Raw genomic sequence first — 19,596 nt, 5'->3', positions numbered from 1 at the left:
GAACACCTCTAAACTTCTAAATCGAAATATGGATTGATCTTCTTTTGAATATTGTGAATTTGAATGAGATCAATCTGCGGAAAGAGTCGATAGATGAACCCGGCGAAATTATCACGATGATATTTGTAGTTCATCCGCGCCATCCGATGCTGCCGATTTTCGGCGGTAATCTCCCAGACTTCTAAATTATAGTCCGCATTTTTAACGATACTGATATAAGTATGTTTGTTGATCCAAACTACAGGATGCATTGTCGATTGTTCTAACATAACGAGACCCCTCCATCAGCAGATTTTGCGATGCCGCAGCGTTACTGATCAGTGACACGATCACGCCCAAATAACGTGCAGCATGCCTTGAGTATAGCAGAAAATTCGCGCTACTGCGGTCTTGACTTTGCGCGGCGAACACGTTATAGGGGTCGCTGAAAATGCTGATGTAACAACGTTTTAGGCGCAAAAATTAAATAATTTTCGGCCATGAATTTTGGAAGAAAATGATGAGAACACGTGTTTGCAAAGGGGTATCGATGTTGCTATCAAATTTTTAATAATCGCAATGCTTTTTGAGTCCCGAGTTTGGTGTGTGGATCAATTAAATCAGGTTGAAGTGAGCAAGCGCGTTGGGAATGCCATTTTTGCGGTAGTCATCGGTTTGGTAATCGGCAATTGCGGCAACTTTGGGATAGGCATTTCCCATGGCGATGCCGGTATCGGCGGCTTGCAGAAGCGGAATGTCGTTGTAGCCGTCACCAAACGCATAGGTAGGCACACCGCGCAAGGTTGGCTGATTCAACAGAACCGACATGCCACTGCCTTTTGAAATGCCATGATTGACGACATCAAAGGAAAAGTGGGAATTGCGATAGAAGGTCAATTCGGGGAAGTCCTGAATGAACTGCTTACCTAACTGATCGCCGGTCTGATTCCAAGGCAAAAAGATGAGCAATAGCGACAGTGAGGCCTCCTGATAATACTTAGGATTGATCGGCGGCGGGGTTTGGTGCACTTGTGCGTAATTATCGGTGGTGAGTTGATCATAGCCGGTTAAAGCAGAGGCCTCACTGGAGTACATGGCCACCTGAATATCCTGAGCTGCGGTTGCATTGAGAAACCGCACCAGCTGAGGTTCGCCGATGACACTTTGAAAAATATGCTCGCCATTAAGGAAAACATCCCCGCCGTTTGCCGTAATCGCGCTCCGAATGCCAGTAGCGGCCATAATATCGGCTAGTTCATAGTAGCTGCGGCCAGTAGCAATGACCGGCAGCACATCATTGGCCTCCAACGCTTTAAGCGCCTTTACGTTTTCAGGCGGCACTTGCTTTTCATCGTTGAGCAGGGTTTGATCTAAATCGAAAAATACAACGGCTTTATACATAATTTCCTCCGATATCCGAGTTTGTGATGGCTTCATTTTACCATGAATCCAGAGTAAAAATAGAAGCGCTTGCAGAGTGTGAACGGGCTTATGCCATAACGCGTTTGCCTGCTTCTAAGCGCGCTGACTCACGCTCACATTAAAAAAAGCAGGCCAATTAGCCCGCTTTTAGTAGTTCGTTTTAATAACGTTCTATTTCTTGCTCAACTTACTTGCAGCCGCCTTGTCCAAGATGACAACAACATCCGGATGCTTCTGCAAAATAGATGCAGGCACGTCGTTGGTAACCGGGCCTTCGATCATCTTTTGAACGGCGTCGGCTTTGTTTTCACCAAAGGCCAGAAGCAAGATCTTCTTGCTCTTCATGATGGAACCGATACCCATGGAATAAGCGTAACGCGGTACATCGTCCTTATTTTCAAAGAAGCGAGCGTTGGCGTCAATGGTGTTTTGGGTTAACGGAACCTTCCGTGTTTCTGCGTCAAATGGTGAGCCTGGTTCGTTGAAGCCAATGTGACCATTGCGACCAATCCCCAGAACCTGAATGTCGATTGGGTGATCGGCAATGACTTTGTTATAACGCTTGGTTTCTTCTTCAGGATCCTTGGCAAGGCCGTTTGGCACGAAGGTTTCCTTAAACGGCTTCTTGTCAAAAAGGTGGCTCTGCATGAAGTAGCGATAACTCTGATCGTTATCCGGTGACATGCCAACATATTCATCCAAGTTGATCGATGTCATGTTGCTGAAATCAACATCACTGTTCACCATTGCCTGATACATGGTGACAGGGGTGCTGCCGGTAGCCAAACCAAGCACCTTGGCGCCGTTGTCCATCCCTTGCTTAATCAGTTCAAATGCGTATTTACCTGCTTCTGTGTCGTTATCAAAAACTTTAACATCCATAATTGATATCCCCCTTATCTGGTCTAGTCCAATATAACATCAAAAAGTAACCTTGTCAACAATGGTCTATACCTAAATTTGGATTTTCTAAGAAAGCTTCTGTGCATTCGTCAAAATTTGTATTAAGGAAGAAAAGCGGGTTTTGAAGCTGACATCGTCATTAAATGTTGCTGTCTCCGAGCAATCTGCGCCTTTTAAGATAACCCGTGAAACAGTTAGCGAATACTGTTATCGTCTATTTTGCGCTGTTTTGCCAGATAAATGTTGGAAAAGACTTGGGGTGAATGTTTGGCACAGCCAACTGTGCCAAAGTAGCTTTTGTCAGCGATTACATGAAGCGGTTACAATAATCTCCGTAAACAAGGGAAAGGAGTGTGTTTGCTTTGGAAGCTAAATCAGCAAACACGCCGGTAACGGAGAAGAAGAAATTCAATCTGAAGGCCGGTATGCAATCATTCGGGACCAAGCTTTCCGGCATGGTGTTGCCAAACATCGGTGCCTTTATTGCTTGGGGCCTCATTACAACCATCTTTGTTAAAGGTGGTTGGTGGGCTAATCCACAGCTTGCAAAAATGATCACCCCAATGGTCACCTATTTGTTACCACTGTTAATTGCTTATTCTGGTGGTTCCATGGTGCATGGCCATCGTGGGGGCGTCGTTGGCATGATCGCAACAATGGGGGTTATTGTCGGAACCAATGTGCCAATGTTCATTGGTGCGATGGTGATGGGCCCACTGGCAGGTTGGTGCATTAAAAAATGGGACGATAGGGTTCAAGACAAAATCAGACAAGGCTTTGAAATGCTGGTTAACAATTTCAGTGCTGGTATTATCGGCATGTTGCTAGCTATTGTTGGCTTTCTTCTGATTGGCCCCATTATTTCTGGTCTAACTAATGTTATGGCTGCCGGTGTTGACTGGATCATCAGCCATGGATTGATTTGGTTAGCGAATATCTTCATTGAGCCAGCGAAGATCTTGTTCCTAAATAATGCGATTAATCAGGGCATTTTAACGCCGCTTGGCATTCAAGCGGCCGCTGCCCATGGTAAGTCGATCCTGTTCTTACTTGAACCTGATCCTGGCCCAGGGCTTGGGGTTTTGCTAGCCTTTGCGTTATTTGGTAAAGGGACTGCTAAAGGATCTGCTCCATCGGCGATCATTATTCATTTCTTCGGCGGTATTCATGAAATTTACTTCCCATATGTCTTGATGAAACCAGCGTTGTTCTTGTCAGTCATGGCTGGTGGTGTTACCGGAACCACATTGTTCTCCATCTTTAATGTTGGTTTGAAGAGTTCCCCTTCACCTGGTTCAATCATATCCTTATTCGCTATGTCGCCTGTAAACATTTGGAACTACCTCGGCTTGCTCATCGGCGTTGCCGGAGCCACGACCGTTTCCTTCCTTATCTCAGCAGTCATCCTACGTCGTGATAAGAGCACGACCGGCGATGAATTAGCTGAAAGCGAAGCCAAGATGAAGTCCATGAAGGCGGAAGCCAAGGGACAAAATGTCGAGGCCGCCAAAGACGTGATGAATCAGGCTAAGGGCATCAAACAAATCATCTTTGCTTGCGATGCCGGCATGGGTTCAAGCGCAATGGGTGCTTCGATTCTGCGTGACAAGGTCAAGAAGGCTGGGTTGGATCTTTCAGTTACCAACACGGCGATCAGTAATTTGCAAGACAAGCCGGGACTGTTGGTTGTTACCCAAGATGAACTGGCGGATCGTGCCAAGAAACAGACGCCGGGTGCCGCTCACGTTGCGGTTGAAAACTTCCTGAATAGTCCGAAGTACGACGAAATCATTGCCAGTCTGAAAGCTGAAGCGGTTGGCGGTACGGATGAAACGGCTACCGCAGAAGCGCCGAAAGCGCAACAGGAAACACCGGAAGACGAATTGAACGAGATTGATTTTGACAAGATTACGGAAGTTGACTTCCTGCATCATGATCAAAACATCGGCTCTGCGACGATGGCACAGGCAACTTTCCGTTCCGAATTGCGGAAACTCAACAAGGATGTCAAGGTACGCAATGTCGCGATCGGCGAGATTGAGGACAAAGACAACGTGTTGATTATCGCATCAAAGGAAACGGCACGCCGCGTTAAATTGCAATTTGCCAATGTTCAAGTCTACACCGTCGACGGTCTTTTGAACGCAACGAACTATGATAAACTTATTGATAAAATGAAATAGGCGAGGTCGAGTTGCGGCCGTCTGGGGCGAAAAACATGTTACTAACGAATCGTGAACAGGAAATGATCAAACTGATGATGAGTCAGCCCGCCGGTGTGAGCCGGGACGAGCTGCAACGACAGCTGGGTGTCAGCCGCCGGACCATTTACCGTGAACTTTCGCAACTGGAACATGATATTACTGCCTTGAACTTACAGCTCGACAAAGGTGATGGCAGTTCCTACCGGTTAAAAGGCGCAACAACGGATCTGGCAAAATTGTCGGAGACGTTGGCCCAGCAACAACAAAACCTGACGTTCGATCCCAGTCAGCGGCAGAGTGCCTTGATCCTAATGATGCTGAATGCGGGCGCACCCAAAACCATGACGGCCTTAGCAACCGATGTGGATGTCAGCGTGACCACCATTAAACAAGACCTTGATATTTTGGAACCGGCACTCAATGAATATCATCTCAAGTTGAATCGCCAAAAAGCTGCCGGTATCTGGATTGAAGGGCAGGAAGGCGATATTCGGCGAGTACTTGTCGGCGTCTTGAATGCTGAAATTAATCCGTATGTGTTCTTTCGTTTCTTAAATGATCCGCGGCAAACCTTTGATCCGGTGACGGATTACTTCATCAAACGGTTACCGCAAGAAGAACTGCTGGCAGCCAATACGGCACTATCCCGCATCAAAGCACTAGCCGACCTGAGTGACAATCAACGCAAAGCAGTGTTACTCACCGTTGCCGTTAACACGCATCGGTTGCGTGAAGATCATCATGTGAAGGCCCAACCCCATTTTGACCAGGAACGGCTGTTTCAGGATCAACAACTGGCACTCCAGTTTCTAGCCGAAATGGATCCCACCATCCGGGAAAAAGTTCGCGTTGGCGACTATCAGTTTTTAGCAGTTGAACTCAGTAACATTCGTGGCGGCTTAGCCGGTGAACAGGTTGATCCGTTTGATTTGACCATTAACCTGGAAGTCCAAGAATTAATTCGCGAAGTGGCGCGAAAATTTCCCGGGAAATTTTCCGGAAATACGCAACTTTATTCCTCGCTGCTTGCCCATGTTCAGCGGACAACTGGTGGCGATTGGCTGCCAGGGGTCACGATGACGAATCCGGTGCTTGCCCATTTGCGTGATGACTATCCGGAACTTTATCAGGCTGTCCAACAAGCGGCCGATGACGTTTTCGGACGCGGCGCCTTTACCGGCAATGCGTTAGGCTATCTGGTTTTGTACTTCGCCTCGGTTTTAGACCATACGCGAACTGATGCACCGGTTGCGGTGTTGCTGATCACGAGTGATGGTCCCGGGACCGGCAGTTTGATCGCCGGAAAATTGCGGGTCCAGGTGCCTGAGATTCGCAAGATCAAAATCATTCAGGTCAGCGACTTACCCAAGCAGCAACTTGAACATTATGATTTGGTTTTGGCGACCATGCCGTTACCGGGCTTCAAACACCAATATCTGGTGATCACGCCGATCTTGGGGCGCGAAGAAATGGCCGAAATTCGCCGATTGGTTCAAAAGGCCACCCCTAAACAGGTGCGACCGGCGAACCAACCGTCGCTGGATCAGACGGTCACGGCGTTTGAAAGTCTGAAAACGATGGTGATGGCGGCAGATGGTTTATTGCAACACTTTGCCGTAACTGACATGACGGCGCCAGTCACAACGATTGTGGCTACGATTGACGCGATACTCAGCCGGTTACCGACTGTTGTTGCCGAAGCACCGGTGGTTAAAGAAGCTTTGTTAAAGCGGCTGGAGTTGGCCCCTGTCGGTATTCCGGACACTGGGCTGGCGATGATTCACACCAGCAGCCAAGGGGTGACCACCCCGTATATCGGCGTCTTTGATCTCACCAGCTCGTTGCCACTACCGGCGATGGACATGGGGACAATCCAGTTGCAGCGCGTTTTGTTACTGCTAACTCCGAATCCTGTTTCACAGGAAACATTAACCCTTTTGAGTGCGGTTAGCGCCAAGCTAGTCGCCTCACCAGCTGACTTACGGCTTTTTGAAAAAGGCAACTATAGCCAGTTATATCAAGTAATGACTGAAGTCTTTATGCACGAAATCCAAAAAATTGATCGAAGGTGACATGATGAAAGGACTCGACGTAAACACGATCAAGCTTGGTCAGGAAGCAAAGACCAGGGACGAAGCCATTCGTCAGGCCGGCCAACTCCTGGTCGACAATGGCAATGTTGAACCGGCTTATATTGATTCAATGATTGATCGTAATCGTGACGTTTCGGTATACATGGGCAACTTTATTGCGATTCCCCATGGTACGGAAGCAGGCATGAAATATATTAAAAAAACCGGGATCTCGGTTGTTCAATATCCGTGGGGTGTTGATTGGTCAGAAGATCCGGCTGATGAGAATTTGGTTACCGTGGTGTTCGGCATTGCCGGCTTGAACGGTGAACATCTCAAGCTCTTGTCGCAGATTGCGCTGTATTGCAGTGATGTGGAGAATGTCCAGAAATTAGCCGACGCGCAAACGCCGGAAGAAATCGTCAATTTACTGAAGGAAGTTGAATAAATTATGATGGAAGCAGTACATTTTGGTGCAGGTAATATTGGTCGCGGGTTTATCGGTGAAACACTTGCCGCGAATGGCTTCAAGATCAATTTTGTCGATGTTAACGAGACGATTATCAATGCGTTGAATCGGCGTGGTGAATATACGATCACGCTGGCGGCCCCAGGCGAGAAAAAGATTCACGTGGACAATGTTGATGGCTTGAACAATGCCAAGGATCCTGAGGCAGTTGTGAAAGCGATCGCTCAGGCAGATTTGGTTACCACTGCCATTGGCCCGAAGATTCTGCCAATCATTGCGCCGCTCATTGCGCAAGGGCTGCAGGCGCGTGCCGCGGCCAACAACCACCAACCGCTAGATGTGATTGCATGTGAAAACATGATCGGCGGTTCTCAGGCCCTTAAAAAGAGCGTATATGAACATCTCGATGACGCCGGCAAAACCTTTACCGATACGTATATTGGCTTCCCGAATGCGGCTGTTGACCGTATTGTGCCACAGCAAAAGCATGACGATCCGCTGGCGGTCAGTGTCGAAGACTTCAAAGAATGGGTTGTTGACGAAAGCCAGATGAAGAACAAGGATCTGAAGCTGAAGACCGTTGATTATGTTCCGGATCTGGAACCTTACATCGAACGGAAACTCTTCTCGGTCAACACCGGTCACGCCACAACAGCTTACACCGGCAAGTATCTGGGCTACACCACCATTGGCGAAGCGATCAAGGATCCAAAAGTCTTCAATCAGGCAAAAGGCGCACTGGCCGAAACCCGGTCATTGTTGCTCGCTGAGTTCAAGAACTTTAACGAAAAAGATCTCGAGACTTATCAAAATCGGGTGCTGCAACGGTTCCAGAATCCCTACATTTCTGATGATATTTCCCGGGTTGCCCGCACGCCGATCCGCAAGTTGGGTTACAACGAACGCTTCATCCGGCCGATTCGTGAATTAAAAGAACGCGGCTTGGATTACAGTGTTTTGATGGACACTGTTGGCATGATGTTCCATTACGTTGAACCAAATGATGCTGAAGCAGTTAAACTTCAGGCAATGCTAAAAGATCAGCCGCTGGTTGACGTGATTAAAGCGGTCACCGGCTTGAAAGATGCTGCTTTGATTGATGAAGTCGAAGCCAGTGTTAAGTCGAAGGACCGTTAAAAATTACAATGAAAATAAACGATTAGGTTGTCAGGTGCGTCACTGACAGCCTTTTTGCGTTAATATGGGAATAACCTTTTTAATGCGATGGTGACGAAAAGAAATAGGAGGCAATCTTGTATGGCTGATGAAGATGCAATGTTGGCGAAGATTCAAGCAGTCTGGGCACAAACCGGTGCGCGGGACAAGGCGCGGTATGCCGAAGAGCGGGTTCCCGAAAATGTTCACTGGGAGACGGAATATCGCTATGAGAATTCGGCTGATCCCCAGCAGACGCTGAATCTGTATTATCCGGCGAAACGGCGGAATGCGACATTGCCAACTGTGATTGATGTGCATGGTGGCGGCTGGTTTTATGGCGATCGGAACCTCAACCAAAACTATTGTCGTTACTTGGCGAGTCAGGGTTACGCCGTGATGGGAATGGGTTATCGGCTGCTGCCGGATGTTGATGTTCGCGGTCAGATTCAAGACATCTTTTCAAGTCTGCGCTGGCTGTCGCATTATGGCCCTCAGCGCGGGTTTGACCTTGACCATGTCCTCTTGACTGGCGACTCGGCAGGCGGCCATCTAGCGTCCTTAGTTGCCTGCATTCAGCAAAGTGAGGAGCTGCAAGAACTCTTCGGGGTTAGCCGGGTTAATTTTAACTTCACCATGGTGGCTTTGGTCTGCCCCGTAGCTGAACCAAGCAAGCTGCCAGAAGCGGCCGGTGATATGAGTGAGATGGCGTCGTTTTATCTGGACAAGCTGAGCGGCGGTGATCAGGCATTAGCGGCACATTTGAATTTCTCGCAAGTAGTTAAGGGCTTGGACTTGCCGCCATTCATGCTCATCGGCGGCCAAAATGATAGCTTTTACTTACAAAGTCAGGCCTTGTTGCAAGTCTTCGACGCCAATAAAGTCACCTACACGACCAAGCTATGGCCTGCCAGTGCCGGGCCGCACCTCAAGCACGTCTTCAATGTCCAGCACTGGGAATGGCCGGAAAGCATTGAAACAAATCTGGCAATGCTACGGACATTTGACGACCTCAGCAAGCAGCATGACGAAGCCGATGAAGACGAATTTGATTGAGTGCCGGGCCGCGAAACATGTTGAGCTAGACGATATTTGATCAATCACCATGAAAAAACGCTTGGATGCGTTGTGACATCCAAGCGTTTTTTGCTGATCCGATTAGTAACCGGTTTAAAAGAAAATATCCAAGAACCGCTTGACGTGCGCCTGATACGCCGCCGGATTGACCCAGTAGCTTTCCGCATGCGCAGCGCCGGGAACGATCCACAACGCCTTGGGGCCAGCTGAGGCAGCATAATTCTGACGGCCCATTTCGGTTGGCACGTAAACATCATCAGCGCCATGAATGACGAATAATGGCAGCCGATTGTGCGTCAGCGCCTGGCGAACATTCACAACGCGCAGGGGATAGCCCAATCGCCGGTAGTTGATAAAGCTTGCCAACGGAACCAACGGCATCGGTGGTAAGTGGAACTGCTTTTTGAGTAAGTAGGCTAACTCGGTTTCGACATCCGTGTAGCCGCAATCTTCAATCACAGCCTTGACTTGCTTAGGCAGACTAGGTTCGCTGGCGACCAACGATACCGTTGCGCCGCCCATGCTGGTGCCAAACAGCAGTAACTTCGCGTCATTGCCCAGACGGTCGAGAATGCGCTGCAGCCAGCCCAGGTAGTCAAGGCGATCCAACCAGCCAAAACTGATGTATTCGCCATCTGACTCGCCATGGCCGCGATCATCCGGCAACAAGACGTTGAAGCCTAAATCATAAAACATGTGGGCAAAATTACTCATGGTGATACCGGTGCCCTTGTACCCGTGGCCGATAATGACGGCCTTTTTACTGCCGGGATGTGGTAACCAGAGCGCTTCGAGGCGCTGGTTGTCCGGGGCGGTCATGTGCCAGGCTTCGATATGGCGCTGACTTTCAACCCAATGGACGTGACTGTAATATAACGGAGCGTATTTTTGCATGGAGCTGCGTGCGTCCGGAATATAATTAATTCGGCGAAATGCATATTGATAAAAACGCTCAGCAGTTGCTAAGGTGCCCGCTGACAATAACAACGGGGTTGCAAGGCCGATCAAATGGCTTTGTTTCATGATAAAGAGCCCTCCATTTCCAAGTCTTGCAGTTGGATCAAAGCATGGCAAATGCTAAAGCTAACGTTGGCTGAAGCCTTGCTTATGAATCTGCAAATGTTCTGCTATCACTTTAACTCATTAGATAACCAGTCGCAATTTCTTGTTTTTTCTCGTATAATGACGGTGCAGACCGTTAAATATGAACAAGGGAGAAATCGATGCACGAATTAAAGTTGTTCAGTCTCAATGGTAATCGTCCATTAGCTGAAAAGATTGCGGAAGAAGTCGGATTACCGCTGTCGCCCGCGAGCGTTAATCACTTTGCCGATGGTGAGATTCAGATCGAATTGCCGGAAAGTGTTCGTGGTGCTGATGTTTATGTGATCCAGTCAGTCTCTGATCCGGTTAATGAGAACTTCATGGAGCTCATGATCATGGTTGACGCTTTGCGCCGCGCCAGTGCACACCATATTAACGTGGTCATTTCATATTATGGGTACGCGCGTGCTGATCGAAAAGCGCGATCACGGGAACCGATCACTGCCAAATTAGTCGCTAACATGTTGGAAATGGATGGCGTCGATCGCATTGTGGCAGTCGAATTGCATGCTGACCAGATTCAAGGGTTCTTTGATATTCCGGTTGACCATCTCAAGGCTCACCGGTTGATCGGGGACTACTTTAAGAAGCTGAATCTCGGCGACAATGTCGTGGTCATTGCTCCAGATCACAGTGGCACCAAACAAGCGCGGGCATTGGCGGAAGAGTTACATACGCCCATCGCCATCGTGGACAAGCGCGATCAGGATCACATCGGCGTCATCGGTAACGTTGAAGGCATGCACGCCATCATCATTGATGACCTGATCGACACCGGTGACCGGATCGTTGACTCCTACAAGGCTTTAAGCGAAGCCGGCGCCCTCGACATCTACGCCGCCGCAACCCACGGCGTCTTCTCACGTGGCGCAGTCGACCGAATCAAACACCTCGGCTTGAAAAAGGTCGTCATCACCGACACGATTCAACTCGACCCCAAGCACCAATTCGAAGGACTCGCCCAAGTTTCCGTCGGGCCAATGCTGGGCAAGGCGATTAAGTTGATTAATAGTAATCAGTCGATTCATGTTTTGTTTTAAAAAGGCTTAAGCTATCGGTTTCAGGAGATGCGTCTTGTCTTGCTGAGACCGATTTTTTGTGCAAGCGTTAGTTTTTAAAGATTTAGGGCTAATCAGTAACAAGGAATGCGCAAAATTGATGACGCATAAGGTGGCCTGCAGCCACAGAATGGAGACTATTGCGGCCAGAGAAACAGACCCCAAAGCAATTTTCCTTCAAAAAAGTTTGTAAAACACTTGCGCCAGTAAGGGGTACATGATATTATATTTAAGTCGTGAAGCGCGACAGACATAAGTCAATGGGTGGTTAGCTCAGCTGGCAGAGCAACGGACTCTTAATCCGTGGGTCCAGGGTTCGATCCCCTGACCACCCATTTTAGGATTTTAACCGCGATTCACAAGCATAGATAAACGCTTGTGGGTCGCGGTTTTTCTTTACATTCGAGATTGGAAAGGCTTTCGTAGGCCTTGAACAAATGCTTGGATACTTGCTAAATGTTAGATCATTTACCGGCACGAATATTCAAGCAAGCCCAATTTTTTTGGGGGGTGGAAAGAAGTTTATAAAGTAAGAAAATCTGCATGAGTCTCAAGCTGATCAAAAATCAATGTTCGGGTTCTAAACTGGTCGATTTCGACCAGTTTAAAAATGGAGGAGTGAATAGATGCCACGAAAGAGAGCTGTAATTCAGCCTAAAGGTGTTGAAGTTAGTTTGTTTAATGCTGGCAATGAAAATGACGCGCTTATTAGCTTGACAGATATTGCTAAGTACAAAAATCCCGAAGCACCAGCTGATATAATTAAAAATTGGATGAGAAGCAGAAGTACCATTGAATATCTGGGGCTCTGGGAACAGATGTACAACACTAAGTTTAATAATTCGGCTTATACAGAACTATTAACCGTTTCTGGTTCTAATTCGTTCGTTCTTTCCCCCAAGAAGTGGATTGAAGAAACTAATGCTATTGGGATAGTGTCGAAGTCTGGACGGTACGGTGGAACATATGCTAGAACGGACATTGCATTTGAGTTTGCAATGTGGGTATCTGCTGAATTTCGGCTGTATCTGGTTAAGGACTATCAGCAACTTAAGGAAAAAGAAAGCGATGCTCAGAAATTAGAATGGGATGTTCGCCGTGAATTAGCAAAGGTAAACTATAAGATTCATACAGATGCTGTTAAAGAGAATTTGATCCCGGAACAGCTTACAAAGTCACAAGTGGCATTCAAATATGCTACAGAGGCAGATCGGCTAAACATGGCTTTGTTTGGAATGACTGCACGTCAATGGAAGCTGGCAAATCCTCAAACCACTGGGAATATTCGTGATAATGCGACGGTTATACAGCTTACTGTATTGACTAATTTGGAGAGTATGAATGCCGAACTTCTGAAGGCTGGCGTGGGCGAAGAAGAACGCACTCAAAAACTTAACAAGATGGCGCGGGAACAAATGAAGGTGTTGCTCACAAATCGCGAGAAACAAAAGGATATAGAAAAGGGAAAAGGTCGCAAGGAACTGGAATAGTTACGCTGACGATGCGTTATATATAAGTTGTTATCGAAAGCTTGGTTGACCCGCAAAAAAACCTGATCCATCGGTAGTGTTGGACTTGTTAGGTCAATAAAATTCTAAAAGAAGGGCGCGCCACTTATGGTGAAAATTTTAGCATAAGTTGCAAAAAAGCTGGCGAGGATTAAATGCACACTGTACTGAACTAGCGCTTATTTTTATAAATTGTGGCGATGAGCTTAAAATTAATATTTTTCGAACGATGGTAATTGTTTTAACAAAGAATATAAAGCGCACATGATTGCTTCTATCGTTAAAGTGTAACCCATTATTAACGCTGGTTTAAGCTCGTCGCTATCTGTTATCTTACTATCAATATATTGACAAATAAGAATTGCTCATTTAAAGTGGGAAAATAAGTAAGCGCTTACTTACAATTGTGCCAGTTGTTAGGTGTCTAATTTGAAAATCTTGCAGGTTTTAAACAACAACGTTTTGCTTGTAGCGGATGGTCATGACAAGCAGCAGATTGTTTGGGGGAAAGGAATAGGGTTTCGGCTTAAGCGAGGCGAGTCATATTTTCCGACTGAAGACGATCATATTTTTCGTCCTGTCCCACGCCAAGACGGCCAATGGGTAGATACGTTTAAAGAGTTAGCCAACGAGATACCGCAGTCGTACTTTGAACTAACGGATAGCATTATCGCACTTGCACAGAGTCGACTGAATGTTGCGTTTGACGGTCATTTGCTGGTTCCATTAACAGACCATATCTATTTTGCAGTTCAGCGGGCCAAAAGTGGCATGGTGGTGAGTAATCCAATGCTATTCGATGTCCAGCGACTTTTTCAAAAAGAGTTTCAGGTTGGGCAGGAAGCTGTGGATATGATCCATTCGCATAGTCAGGTTGCTTTTTCAGATGACGAAGCAGGTTTTATTGCGATGCATCTGATTGAACATGAGTTGGTAGAAACGAAGGGTCCGGTCCAAACGGTTGCGGAAGCGATGGCGATTCTTTCTGGCGTCAACGAAATTCTCGGGGAAGACTATGGAGCAAAATTTTCCGAGAGCAGTTTAGCGGTATCAAGAATGGCGACGCACCTTTATTATCTCTTATTGCGAACCCAGGAAGGTAAGTATAACGACTCTAGTGAGAGTTCTGACACGATACTTTTGCGTCAATTGAAAAAGCAGTACCCTCATGCCGGTAAAAGTTTGCGCAAAATTGTTGCGTTTATTGCGGACAAAGTTGGTTATCGGTTTAATGATTCGAACCAGCTATTTCTTTTAATTCACATTATTCATATCATCGAATAGTGGCTTGTGACATTAAGTTGGCAACACCCTGAAGATGTATTGGAATTGGTTTTACCCGATTCCTTTACCTTTCCTGGGTGTTTTTTTATACCAGTCTTTAGGAGGATAAGAATGGAAAAACATGAACGGATTGGCAATGAAATTATTGCAAATATTGGCAGACTCACCAATGTTGGGAGTGTTGCGCGTTGTTACACGCGGTTGCGGATCAGAATCAAAGATGATGCCAAAGTCGAGTTAGATAAGCTCAATGAAATCGAGGGGGTGGTGAAGGCTTTCGCCTCTGAGGGCAAGGTGCAGATTGTCATGCCGGGATACTTAGATAAAGTGTTTGAGTATATTAATGCTGAGTTCATTGGTGGAAGTCGTGTCTCTGAAGCTGGATCGGCTGTTCGTTCGGACGAGGTTGCTGATAAGAACCGCAAGCCTTTCACTCTAAGGCGTTTATTGAATGGCGTTCTTGATGCCATTTCGAATTCACTAACTCCCGTGATTGGTGGGCTCGCCATGGCAGGGTTATTTTTGGCGCTGCTTAATTTATTAACGGTCAGTCATATCGTAGCTCAAGGTAGCGAGACGTATCGGCTTCTCTATTTGATGGGGAATTCGCTGTTTTATTTCCTGCCTTTCCTAGTTGCCTACGGTGCTTCCCGCTACTTTAAAACAAATACGATTCTAAGCCTCATGCTGGCCGGGATTATGATGCAGCCCGATTTTGTGAAAATGGTCAGCGCGGGCAGTGCCATTCATTTGTTTGGTATTCCGGTTGCGGCGGTAGACTATTCAACCAGTTTAATTCCAATCCTAGTCACAGTGTGGGTTCAATCATTGTTGGAAAAAGTGGTTGATCGTCCTTGGATGAACAAACTCGGATTGTTGAAGATGTTTCCGGTATTTTTGATCATGGCACCGTTAACGTTGTTGGTGACTGGACCAATTGGACAAGGCGTTGCCAGTGTCATCGCCAATGGCTCACTTTGGATTTATGATCAAGCGCCGGTTGTCGGCATTACCTTGTTGAGCCTGTTAATTGGTTTTTTCATTATTACAGGCAGTCATTGGGTATTTTTCCCGGTTGCCATTGCTAACCTCAAGCAACTGGGCTACGATCCGTTCCTTTGGGTAGCCTTTGCGGTTTGGAATTTTGCTGAACTCGGCATGGCGTTGGCGATTTTGGTAAAAGGCAAAAAACGTAGCGTAAAAACTTTCTCCGCAACGGCGGCATTTTCAATTGCCGCGTCGGGTATCACGGAACCCGCAGTATATGGGTTGATGTTAAAAATGAAAAAACCCATTATCCCTTCCATCATTGCCTCAGGTGTGGGCGGGTTATTCTTCGGCCTGTGCCAAGTTAAAGTCTTCTCACTCGTGACAGTCTCAATTCTCAGCCTACCGCAATTCATTAATCCTGCAGGCGGCAATAATTTTGTGCTGGCTGTCGTGGGGTTGTTACTGACAACTGTTGTTTCGTTTGCCCTGAATTGGTTCTGGGGGATTGACGAATCGATGTTTGATGAAGACGAAATCGAAGCTGCAGCCGAAGTATAATGCTTAGTAAGAAGAACATGCATGTCAATTTGGAATGATTAAACAGGAGGTCATGGAAAAATGGTTAAACGACTTTTGAGTGCCAGTACCAGTGAAGTGATGCAATTTAACGGACAGGAGCTTAAGGAAAGTATTAAAGCGAGTGAAGGGCGTATTATTGTTAGCGAAAATATTGTGACGCAGGAGAATTTGGATAGTATTACCACTGCCGAGATCGCTGCGGCGTTTGGGGCGGATATGATTCTTTGCAATCGGCTCGATGTGTACAATCCGAAAATCTTCGGACTTTATCCCGGTGAACGCGATTTATATAGCGCGCCTAAGCATGATGGTAAGGCGAGCATTGCGCGGCTGCAGAAGCTGGTTGGGCGGCCAATTGGCATCAACGTTGAGCCGATTGGTGACCATCCAAATATGATGGAGAATCAAATTTCCATTTTGCCCGGTTGTACGGCCAGTGAGGCGGTTATCAAGAAGGCCGAGGAGATGGGCTTCCAGTTTATGGTCTTGACGGGCAATCCGGGCACCGGCGTCACGAATGCGGAGATCGCCCACAGTATTGCCCTGGCCAAAACGTACTTCAGCGGCTTAATCATTGCCGGAAAAATGCATGCCTCGGGCGTCGATGAACCGCTGATGAGCGAGGAAACCGCGAAAAGATTTATCGATGCAGGTGCTGATGTTATTTTGGCGCCGGCCGTTGGATCGATTCCGGGATTTGATGAGTCTGCTTTGAAGGCGGTGGTGCAGGTGGTTCATCGCGCGGGCGGTTTGGTCATGAGTGCGATCGGGACGAGTCAGGAAGGCAGCGGTAGCCGTGTGCTTCAGGAGATGGCTATTCGCAATAAAATCTGCGGCGTGGACATGCAACATGTTGGTGATTCCGCGTGGGGGTTTGAGTCGCCAGTTGACAACCTGTATGCCATCAGCAAGGCCATTCGCGGGGAACGGCATACGATCCAACGCATGGCAAGGTCGATTAATCGTTAGGATTGACGAACCTTTTTATCGTGAAAAGACGCAACATCTGCCTCTTGTGCCCGGAAGTTCAAAGTGGATTAAGACAACATTTTTGACAGTATCCGGCTGGCCGAGCTGTTTGATTCTTCTTTTTGTCATTAAATTGTACACTATAGGTAACGCAAAACAGCCACTCTAATGCGAAGGCTGGGGTGACGCGATGACAGAAAGGCCGTGAGAAAATGCACGAAGATCTGGGTAGTTATGCATATGTTCAGCGTGTTTACAATGCCAATATGCGTCTGGCTGATTATCGGTTGCCGGCAACGGCTAAAGACGGCACCGTTAAGTTTTTTGATGATGGCTTGATTAAGCTGACGATGCAGATCACCAATGGACGTGTGACCAAGATTACGATTGTGACCACCAATCCGCGTTCCTCGGCGTACATGCAGGTTTTTGAAGGCTTTGAGTTTGGCTTTGATGCTGTCAGCACGTGGATTCAAAATTACGAGGAGACCACGCGAACTCATGGCCCTTCTAAAGGGATTGTGAAGGGTATTCTGGCTGATTACAACACGACTGCCGATAATGTCTTGACGGTCAGCTTGACGCGCGTTGCAGGCACGGTACCGGAATGACTTTTGAGTGCGTCGATAACAGTTGCGTTTGGGAAAAGATAACCAAGCGTCATGAAGCCGCGAGCTTTGTTATTGAAATCATTTTGTGATCATGCTAGGTTAAGACGTACGCGCGGATTGATGTTGATTTTAATCGCAAGCAGTTGATAAAAATTTTTTGGTGTCTGAATTAGTCAGAAACGACCGTGTTTTTTATATGCCGTTTTCAGTACGGCATGCTTTTGTAACGGGAAGGAAGAAAAAACATGAAGATAACATTTATTGGTGTTGGCGATATGGGGAGTCACATGGTACCGCATCTGGCAAAAGCCGGTTATGACGTGGTGATCTGGGATAAAGTGCCGGCTAAGATGGCAGCTTTGACGGGAGAGCACGTGACGGCGGCAAAATCGTTGGAAGACGCGGTAGCCGCGTCGAAAGTCGTGATCACGTCGGTCATGTCCGATGACGTGCCAGCGTTGCATATCGGCACCCCGGAACAACCCGGAATTGTTCACTATCTGCAACCCGGCAGCACACTTATCGTGACGTCCACGTTGGATCCGCGTAAGATTACGGCCATTCAGGCGGTCATGCCGGCAAACACCAAACTCCTTGACGTGCCAATGATTGGCGGCGTGAAATATGCCCGTGAAGCTGGTCTGGTACTGATCGCGGCTGGAGACAAGCATGCGGTCGACGCGGTACTTCCGGTACTGAAAACATTTGGCACCGTTAAATATGTTGGCGAACAAGGCAATGGTGCCAAGCTTAAACTGATCACGAATGTCGCGATCATGGCGGCAGAAGCAGGGATTCGCGAAACGCTGGATCTTGCCGATGCGTATGGCATTGACTACGCCACGACCCTGGACTTATTACAAATGGGTCCACTTAAGCCAGTCGTCATTCGCGCTTTAGACGAAAGTAACCCGCGGCCGCTTAAAGATTCCGTAGCTGATGAAGTCGAGTTGGACAATGCGACCAAGGACTTTGTTGACTTACCAATCGCCAGCGCAGCAATGCGGCGACTGCAAAAAGCCGTTGATTCCGTCGCCGGTGAAGCACAGTTTATTGATATCACGAACAAGAAGACGGCTTTGCCGGACACTTCGAAAAAATGAGGTTGCACAACTAAAAAATGGATCGATTCACGGCGATGATGGCTGTGATCGATCCATTTTTTAGTTGCCGAAAAGATTGACTCAGGTGATTTATAAGGGAAGTTTGGGTAATTACATGATTCTCATATGCTACTTTGCATTGACAACATTCTGGGGATGGTGCTCAAGAAATGCCTTTAGATTCGCAACGGTGATATCAAGCAGCCGTTCTCTGGTTTCAAACGGCGCCCAGGCAATGTGCGGTGTGATATAGCAATTTTTAGCGGTTAACAATGGGCTGTCCGGACTGATCGGTTCCTGCTGCGCGACATCAAGACCGGCTGCAGCTATTTTTCCGTTATTTAACGCCTCGGCCAAATCCTGCTCATTGATGAGTTTGCCACGAGCCGTATTAATAATAATCGTTCCCGGGCGCATCTTTTCGATCGTCTCGCGGCGAATCATATTCAAGGTTTCTGGCGCTTGGCGAACGTGCAGACTAATGATATCGGCCTGCTTCAGCAACTCATCTAGGCTAACCTGTTGGCTAATGTTCGGGTCATGCGGCTTGGGCCGATGATTATAAAATATAACCTTCATCGAAAAGGCATGCGCAATGGTCGCGACTTTCTGGGCAATTCGGCCGTAACCGATGAGTCCCAGTGTCTTTCCTTTAAATTCCACCAGCTTCTTTGCCCAAAAAGTGAAATCGGGACTGGTCGACCACTTGCTTTCATGAACAAGGCGGTTGTGGAGGCAGACATGACTGGTTATTTCTAGGAGCAAGGCAAAGGTGAATTGAGCAACCGCGTCCGTCGCGTAAATCGGTACATTTGTCACCGGAATATGCCGTTCACTAGCTGCCTGCGTATCAATAACATCATAGCCATCGCCCATCACGCCAACGTATCGAATGCGCGGAGCAGTGCGAATCGTTTCGGCTGTCAAAGGCGTCTTGTGGGTTAAAATGATATCTGCATCGCCAATTCTTGCCAAAATTTTTGCATCGTCATTCGGCGCGCGATCATAAAAATGGCATTCGCCCAGATTGCGTAAGCCACTCCAGTCTAAATCTTGGTTTAAGGCGTAGCCATCAAGTAAAACAATTTTCATCGTGCAGACACCTCGCT

At 47.4% G+C, this 19,596-nt stretch carries 17 protein-coding genes and 1 tRNA gene; 13 read left to right on the top strand and 5 right to left on the bottom strand.

What is annotated here, in order from left to right:
• Positions 1-8 precede the first annotated feature (8 nt).
• The 3 genes from LACPH_RS14155 to nagB all read right to left on the bottom strand — a co-directional run bounded on the left by LACPH_RS14155 (position 9) and on the right by nagB (position 2,283).
• Positions 9-269, bottom strand: a complete 261-nt coding sequence (locus LACPH_RS14155) for a hypothetical protein (protein ID WP_010490365.1) — start codon at positions 267-269, stop codon at positions 9-11.
• Between the two features lie 325 nt (positions 270-594).
• Positions 595-1,380, bottom strand: a complete 786-nt coding sequence (locus LACPH_RS14150; RefSeq protein ID WP_274784063.1) for a Cof-type HAD-IIB family hydrolase — start codon at positions 1,378-1,380, stop codon at positions 595-597.
• A 192-nt stretch (positions 1,381-1,572) separates the two neighbouring features.
• Positions 1,573-2,283: a glucosamine-6-phosphate deaminase gene (gene nagB, locus LACPH_RS14145; protein ID WP_010490369.1), complete on the bottom strand. Its 711-nt coding sequence runs from the start codon at positions 2,281-2,283 to the stop codon at positions 1,573-1,575.
• Positions 2,284-2,666: 383 nt separating this feature from the next.
• On the opposite strand from nagB, the gene LACPH_RS14140 reads away from it, so the two are divergent.
• The 5 genes from LACPH_RS14140 (at position 2,667) to LACPH_RS14120 (ending at position 9,260) form a co-directional block, all read left to right on the top strand.
• A complete protein-coding gene (locus LACPH_RS14140) occupies positions 2,667-4,487 on the top strand; it encodes a PTS mannitol transporter subunit IIBC (protein ID WP_306387080.1) in 1,821 nt (606 codons plus the stop codon).
• A gap of 35 nt (positions 4,488-4,522) precedes the next feature.
• A complete protein-coding gene (locus LACPH_RS14135; RefSeq protein WP_274784061.1) occupies positions 4,523-6,580 on the top strand; it encodes a BglG family transcription antiterminator in 2,058 nt (685 codons plus the stop codon).
• A 4-nt stretch (positions 6,581-6,584) separates the two neighbouring features.
• Positions 6,585-7,028: a PTS mannitol transporter subunit IIA gene (locus LACPH_RS14130; protein WP_047106766.1), complete on the top strand. Its 444-nt coding sequence runs from the start codon at positions 6,585-6,587 to the stop codon at positions 7,026-7,028.
• 3 nt (positions 7,029-7,031) lie between these two features.
• The gene (locus tag LACPH_RS14125; RefSeq protein ID WP_274784060.1) at positions 7,032-8,186 is read left to right on the top strand and encodes a mannitol-1-phosphate 5-dehydrogenase; all 1,155 of its coding nucleotides are present in this window, start codon (positions 7,032-7,034) and stop codon (positions 8,184-8,186) included.
• 120 nt (positions 8,187-8,306) lie between these two features.
• On the top strand, positions 8,307-9,260 hold the full coding sequence (locus LACPH_RS14120; protein ID WP_274784059.1) for an alpha/beta hydrolase: 954 nt from the start codon (positions 8,307-8,309) through the stop codon (positions 9,258-9,260).
• Between the two features lie 114 nt (positions 9,261-9,374).
• Here LACPH_RS14120 and LACPH_RS14115 read toward each other — a convergent pair whose 3' ends face one another.
• On the bottom strand, positions 9,375-10,304 hold the full coding sequence (locus LACPH_RS14115) for an alpha/beta hydrolase (protein ID WP_306387079.1): 930 nt from the start codon (positions 10,302-10,304) through the stop codon (positions 9,375-9,377).
• 200 nt (positions 10,305-10,504) lie between these two features.
• On the opposite strand from LACPH_RS14115, the gene LACPH_RS14110 reads away from it, so the two are divergent.
• From LACPH_RS14110 to LACPH_RS14075, 8 genes are all read left to right on the top strand, one after another.
• Positions 10,505-11,425, top strand: coding sequence for a ribose-phosphate diphosphokinase (locus LACPH_RS14110; RefSeq protein ID WP_047106768.1), 921 nt, complete (start codon positions 10,505-10,507; stop codon positions 11,423-11,425).
• A 280-nt stretch (positions 11,426-11,705) separates the two neighbouring features.
• Positions 11,706-11,778: transfer RNA gene (locus LACPH_RS14105), tRNA-Lys, on the top strand.
• A 291-nt stretch (positions 11,779-12,069) separates the two neighbouring features.
• Positions 12,070-12,933, top strand: coding sequence for a KilA-N domain-containing protein (locus tag LACPH_RS14100; RefSeq protein WP_274784057.1), 864 nt, complete (start codon positions 12,070-12,072; stop codon positions 12,931-12,933).
• Positions 12,934-13,380: 447 nt separating this feature from the next.
• Positions 13,381-14,235 (top strand): PRD domain-containing protein, encoded by an 855-nt coding sequence (locus tag LACPH_RS14095; protein ID WP_274784056.1) that lies wholly within the window; start codon positions 13,381-13,383, stop codon positions 14,233-14,235.
• A 111-nt stretch (positions 14,236-14,346) separates the two neighbouring features.
• Complete coding sequence (locus tag LACPH_RS14090; RefSeq protein WP_306387718.1) at positions 14,347-15,783, top strand: PTS transporter subunit EIIC; 1,437 nt, start codon at positions 14,347-14,349, stop codon at positions 15,781-15,783.
• Between the two features lie 60 nt (positions 15,784-15,843).
• Complete coding sequence (locus LACPH_RS14085; RefSeq protein WP_274784054.1) at positions 15,844-16,773, top strand: DUF7916 family protein; 930 nt, start codon at positions 15,844-15,846, stop codon at positions 16,771-16,773.
• 212 nt (positions 16,774-16,985) lie between these two features.
• Positions 16,986-17,384: a hypothetical protein gene (locus LACPH_RS14080; RefSeq protein WP_274784053.1), complete on the top strand. Its 399-nt coding sequence runs from the start codon at positions 16,986-16,988 to the stop codon at positions 17,382-17,384.
• 245 nt (positions 17,385-17,629) lie between these two features.
• Entirely contained in the window at positions 17,630-18,487 is an 858-nt protein-coding gene (locus tag LACPH_RS14075; RefSeq protein WP_274784052.1) for an NAD(P)-dependent oxidoreductase, read from the top strand.
• Positions 18,488-18,616: 129 nt separating this feature from the next.
• Here the strand turns inward: LACPH_RS14075 and LACPH_RS14070 are convergent, their stop codons facing one another.
• Positions 18,617-19,579 (bottom strand): D-2-hydroxyacid dehydrogenase, encoded by a 963-nt coding sequence (locus LACPH_RS14070; protein WP_274784051.1) that lies wholly within the window; start codon positions 19,577-19,579, stop codon positions 18,617-18,619.
• Positions 19,580-19,596 lie beyond the last annotated feature (17 nt).

This window comes from Lacticaseibacillus parahuelsenbergensis (assembly GCF_030770265.1).
Taxonomy (GTDB): domain Bacteria; phylum Bacillota; class Bacilli; order Lactobacillales; family Lactobacillaceae; genus Lacticaseibacillus; species Lacticaseibacillus casei.
This window is presented reverse-complemented; position numbering and strand designations above follow the sequence as displayed.